The sequence below is a fragment of the Hydrogenophaga sp. genome (assembly GCF_018780075.1).
Taxonomy (GTDB): domain Bacteria; phylum Pseudomonadota; class Gammaproteobacteria; order Burkholderiales; family Burkholderiaceae_C; genus Hydrogenophaga.
Window position 1 is genome coordinate 1 of record NZ_JADMKB010000063.1, and the last position, 3971, is coordinate 3971.

The 3971-nt window shown below is 67.0% G+C and carries 3 protein-coding genes and 1 pseudogene; 3 read left to right on the plus strand and 1 reads right to left on the minus strand.

Annotated features, from left to right (window positions below):
- Positions 1 to 1741, minus strand: a 1741-nt coding sequence (gene xsc / locus IV088_RS12755) for a sulfoacetaldehyde acetyltransferase (protein ID WP_291102453.1), incomplete at its 3' end; no start/stop codon positions are given.
- Between the two features lie 159 nt (positions 1742 to 1900).
- Here xsc and IV088_RS12760 point away from each other — a divergent pair.
- The 3 genes and pseudogenes from IV088_RS12760 to IV088_RS12770 all read left to right on the plus strand — a co-directional run.
- Positions 1901 to 2737 (plus strand): IclR family transcriptional regulator, encoded by an 837-nt coding sequence (locus tag IV088_RS12760; protein WP_291102456.1) that lies wholly within the window; start codon positions 1901 to 1903, stop codon positions 2735 to 2737.
- A 30-nt stretch (positions 2738 to 2767) separates the two neighbouring features.
- On the plus strand, positions 2768 to 3742 hold the full coding sequence (locus IV088_RS12765; RefSeq protein WP_291102459.1) for an AAA family ATPase: 975 nt from the start codon (positions 2768 to 2770) through the stop codon (positions 3740 to 3742).
- A gap of 5 nt (positions 3743 to 3747) precedes the next feature.
- Positions 3748 to 3971: pseudogene (locus tag IV088_RS12770) on the plus strand (cobalt chelatase); the annotation flags it as partial.

A 3971-nucleotide genomic window follows, 5' to 3' on the forward strand; every position in this document is an offset into this window, starting at 1 on the left:
CGCGGGTGCACATGATCTCGATGACGCAGGTCTTGCCTTCGTTCATCTGCATGTCGGTCGCCTTCTTGAGGGCCGGGCCCACGTCTTCCAGGCGGTCGACCACGATGGCTTCGGCGCCCATGGCGCGGGCCATTTCGGACCAGCTCTCGTTCTCCAGCTCGGCGGCGACGAAGCGGCGGTTGTAGAAGTCGACCTGGTTCTTCTTCTCGGCGCCCCACTGGCGGTTGTGGAACACCACGGCGGTGACCGGGATGTCGTGGCGCACGGCGGTCAGGATCTCGACCATGCTCATGGCCCAGGCGCCGTCACCGGCGTAGGCGATGGCGGGGCGGTCCGGCGCGGCCAGCTTGGCACCGATCATGGTCGGCAACGCGTAGCCGCAGTTGCCGAAGCTCATGGGCGCGAAGAAGCTGCGCGGCTCTTCGAAACGCAGGTAGCTGTTGGCGACCGAGTTGATGTTGCCGATGTCGGTGGACACCATGGCGCGCGGCGGCATGGCCTTTTCCAGTTCGCGCAACACCTGGCGCGGGTGCAGGTAGTCACCGCCGTTGAAGGTTTTCTCTTTCTTGTTCTCCTCGATCATGTCGAGGCTGAAGGCGTCCTTCTCGTGGGTCCACTCGTCGAGTTCCTTTTCCCAGGCGGCCTTTTCGCTGGCGATGGTCTGGGCGCGCTCGGCCTTGGTGGCGTCGCAGGCCAGGGTCTTGCCGCTCAGGCGCTTGGTCAGTTCCAGCGCGGTCGCCTTGGCGTCGCCGCAGATGCCGACCGAGATCTTCTTGACCAAACCCAGGTTGGTGTGGTCGGCCTCGACCTGGATGATCTTGGCGGTCTTGGGCCAGTAGTCCATGCCGTGCTGCGGCAGCGTGCCGAACGGGCCCATGCGCGAACCCAGCGCGATCACCACGTCGGCCTGGGCGATCAGCTTCATGCCGGCCTTGGAGCCCTGGTAGCCCAGCGGGCCGGCCCACAGCGGGTGGCTGGCGGGGAAGGCGTCGTTGCGCAGGTAGCCGGTCACCACCGGTGCGCCCAGGCGCTCGGCCAGGGCCTTGCACTCTTCCACCGCGTTGCCCATGACCACGCCACCGCCGGCCAGGATGACCGGGAACTTGGCCGTGGCCAGCAGTTCGGCGGCCGCCGCCAGGCTGGCTTCACCACCGGCGCCGCGCTCCACGCGCTGGGGCTTGGGAATCTCGCACTCGATCTCGCCGTAGAAGTAGTCGCGCGGGATGTTGAGCTGGGTCGGGCCGTTGTCGCTCATGGCGCGGTCGAAGCAGCGCGCCGTGTACTCGGCCATGCGCTTGGGGTGGGTCACGTGGCCCTGGTACTTGGTGAACTCTTCGAACATGGGCAGCTGGTTGGCTTCCTGGAAGCCGCCCAGGCCGATGCCGGTGGTGCCGGTCTCGGGGGTGATGATGACCACCGGGCTGTGGGCCCAGTAGGCCGCCGCGATGGCGGTCACGCAGTTGCTGATGCCGGGGCCGTTCTGGCCGATGGTCACGCCGTGGCGACCCGAGACGCGGGCATAGCCGTCGGCCATGTGGGCCGCGCCCTGCTCGTGCACCACCGGGATCAGGCGGATGCCGGCGGGCGCGAAAATGTCCATCGCGTCCATGAAGGCCGAGCCCATGATGCCGAACATGTCGGTCACGCCGTTGGCCACCAGGGTTTCCACAAATGCCTCGGAAGGCGTCATCTTTTGCACGCCGCTGACGACGGTGCGGGTGTCGGTTGGGTTCTTGCTCATCGAGAGTCTCCTGCGGCGCTGGCCGGTGATGAAACGGTTAAATATGAAACGCTGCATTCCGTTTTTTGAAACGCATGGCGACTTTATGGCCTCTTTTGGCCATCGTCAACTGAAATCTCATTTTTCGGAACAATTTTTGTCGTTTATCGAAATTCAGCTATGATCAAACCCATGAAAAGCGTCCCCGCTCCGGCCCAGGCTCCGACCGAAATCAACGGCGACACCCCCACGCTGCGCCTGTTCGCGCTGCTGGAAGTCGTCGCGTCCAAGGACCAGTTCTTCTCGCTGCAAGGCCTGGCCGAAGAGACCGGCATCCCCAAGCCGACGCTGCACCGCATGCTCCAGCAGCTCGAAAGCGCCGGTCTGCTCGAACGCAGCGGCGACAGCCGCCAGTACGGCACCGGCGTGCGGCTGCGCAAGCTGGCCGAAAACCTGCTGCTCAACGACACCTTCCACGGCGCCCGCCACGGCGTGCTGCGCGCGCTGGTCAACGAGATCGGCGAGAGCTGCAACCTCACGGCGCTCAGCGGCAGCGAGGTGATGTACCTCGACCGGGTGGAGACGCCCGCGCCGCTGCGCTTCTATCTGCACTCGGGTTCGCGGGTGCCGGTGCACTGCTCGGCCAGCGGCAAGCTGTTCCTGGCGGGCATGACGCCGGCCCAGCGCCAGCGCCTGCTGGGCCACGCCCCGCTGGAGGCCTTCACGCCCAGGACCCTGACCCACCTGGAGTCGCTGGAAGAAGAGATCAAGCAGGTCAAGCGCCAGGGCTTTGCGCTCGACAACGAAGAATTCCTGCCCGGCCTGATGTGCGTGGCCGTGCTGGTGCCCAGCCCCGAAGGCCGCTCCAACCTCTGCGTGGCCGTGCAGGCGCCCATCATGCGGCTGACCCCCGACAAAGCGCTGGGCCTGCTGCCCGCGCTGCAACGCGCCGCCGACGCGCTCAGCCAGATCGAACACGACGCCACCGACACCCTTGACGACGGCACGCTCGACTGAGCCGCCGCCCCACCTGAAAGACCCGATCCCATGTCCGAACTGAGTTCCCTGCGCCCGACCCAGACCGTTTCGGTTCGCGACGTGTTCGGGATCGACACCGACCTGCGGGTGCCGGCCTTCGCCGAGCGCGACGAACACGTGCCCGAAATCGACAGCTGCTACCGCTTCAACCCGGCGGTCACGCTGGCGCTGCTGGCCGGTTTCAGCCGCGACCGCCGCGTCATGGTGCAAGGGCTGCACGGCACCGGCAAATCGACCCACATCGAGCAGGTCGCGGCGCGGTTGAACTGGCCCTGCGTGCGGGTCAACCTTGACGGCCATGTGAGCCGGCTCGACCTGGTGGGCAAAGACGCGGTGGTGCTGCGCGAGGGCCAGCAGGTGACCGAGTTCCAGGAAGGCATCGTGCCCTGGTCGCTGCAGCGCCCGATGGCCCTGATCTTCGACGAGTACGACGCCGGCCGCCCCGACGTGATGTTCGTGATCCAGCGCATCCTGGAACGCGACGGCCAGTTCACGCTGATGGACCAGAACCGGGTGCTGCGGCCCCACCCCTTCTTCCGGCTGTTCGCCACCGCCAACACCGTGGGCCAGGGCAACCTCAACGGCCTCTACCACGGCGCCCAGCGCCTGAACCACGCCCAGATCGACCGCTGGAACATCGTGGTCGCGCTCAACTACCTGGAGCGCAAGGAAGAGGTGGCCATCGTCACCGCCCGCGTGCCCACCTATGCCGACGCGGCGGGCCAGGACATGATCAACGCCATGGTGGCGGTGGCCGAGCTCACGCGCCAGGGCTTCCGGGTCGGCGACCTGTCGACGCTGATGTCGCCCCGCACCGTGATCACCTGGGCCGAGAACGTGGAGATCTTCCGCGACCCGGGCCTGGCGTTCCAGCTCTCGTTCGTCAACAAGTGCGACGAGTCCGAGCGCCCCATCGTCGCCGAGTACTTCCAGCGCTGCTTCCACCGCGAGCTCGAAGCTTCGTTCGCCCACAGCGAAGCCTGATCGCCATGGTCGAGCCTCTGGCCACGGCCGGCGCGACGCGACACCAACAGCGCATCGACGACCTCTGCGCGGCCTCGATCCGGGCCCTGAGCGGCCAGGCCGGCCTGCATTTCCGCGGCCGGCGCCTGTTCCGGGACGACAAGGCCCTGCCCCCGTTCGCGCCGCACCTCAGCCCCAAGCCGGCGCTGGACGATTTCAGTTCGTTCCGCGGCGCCGCCGACGCGATGGC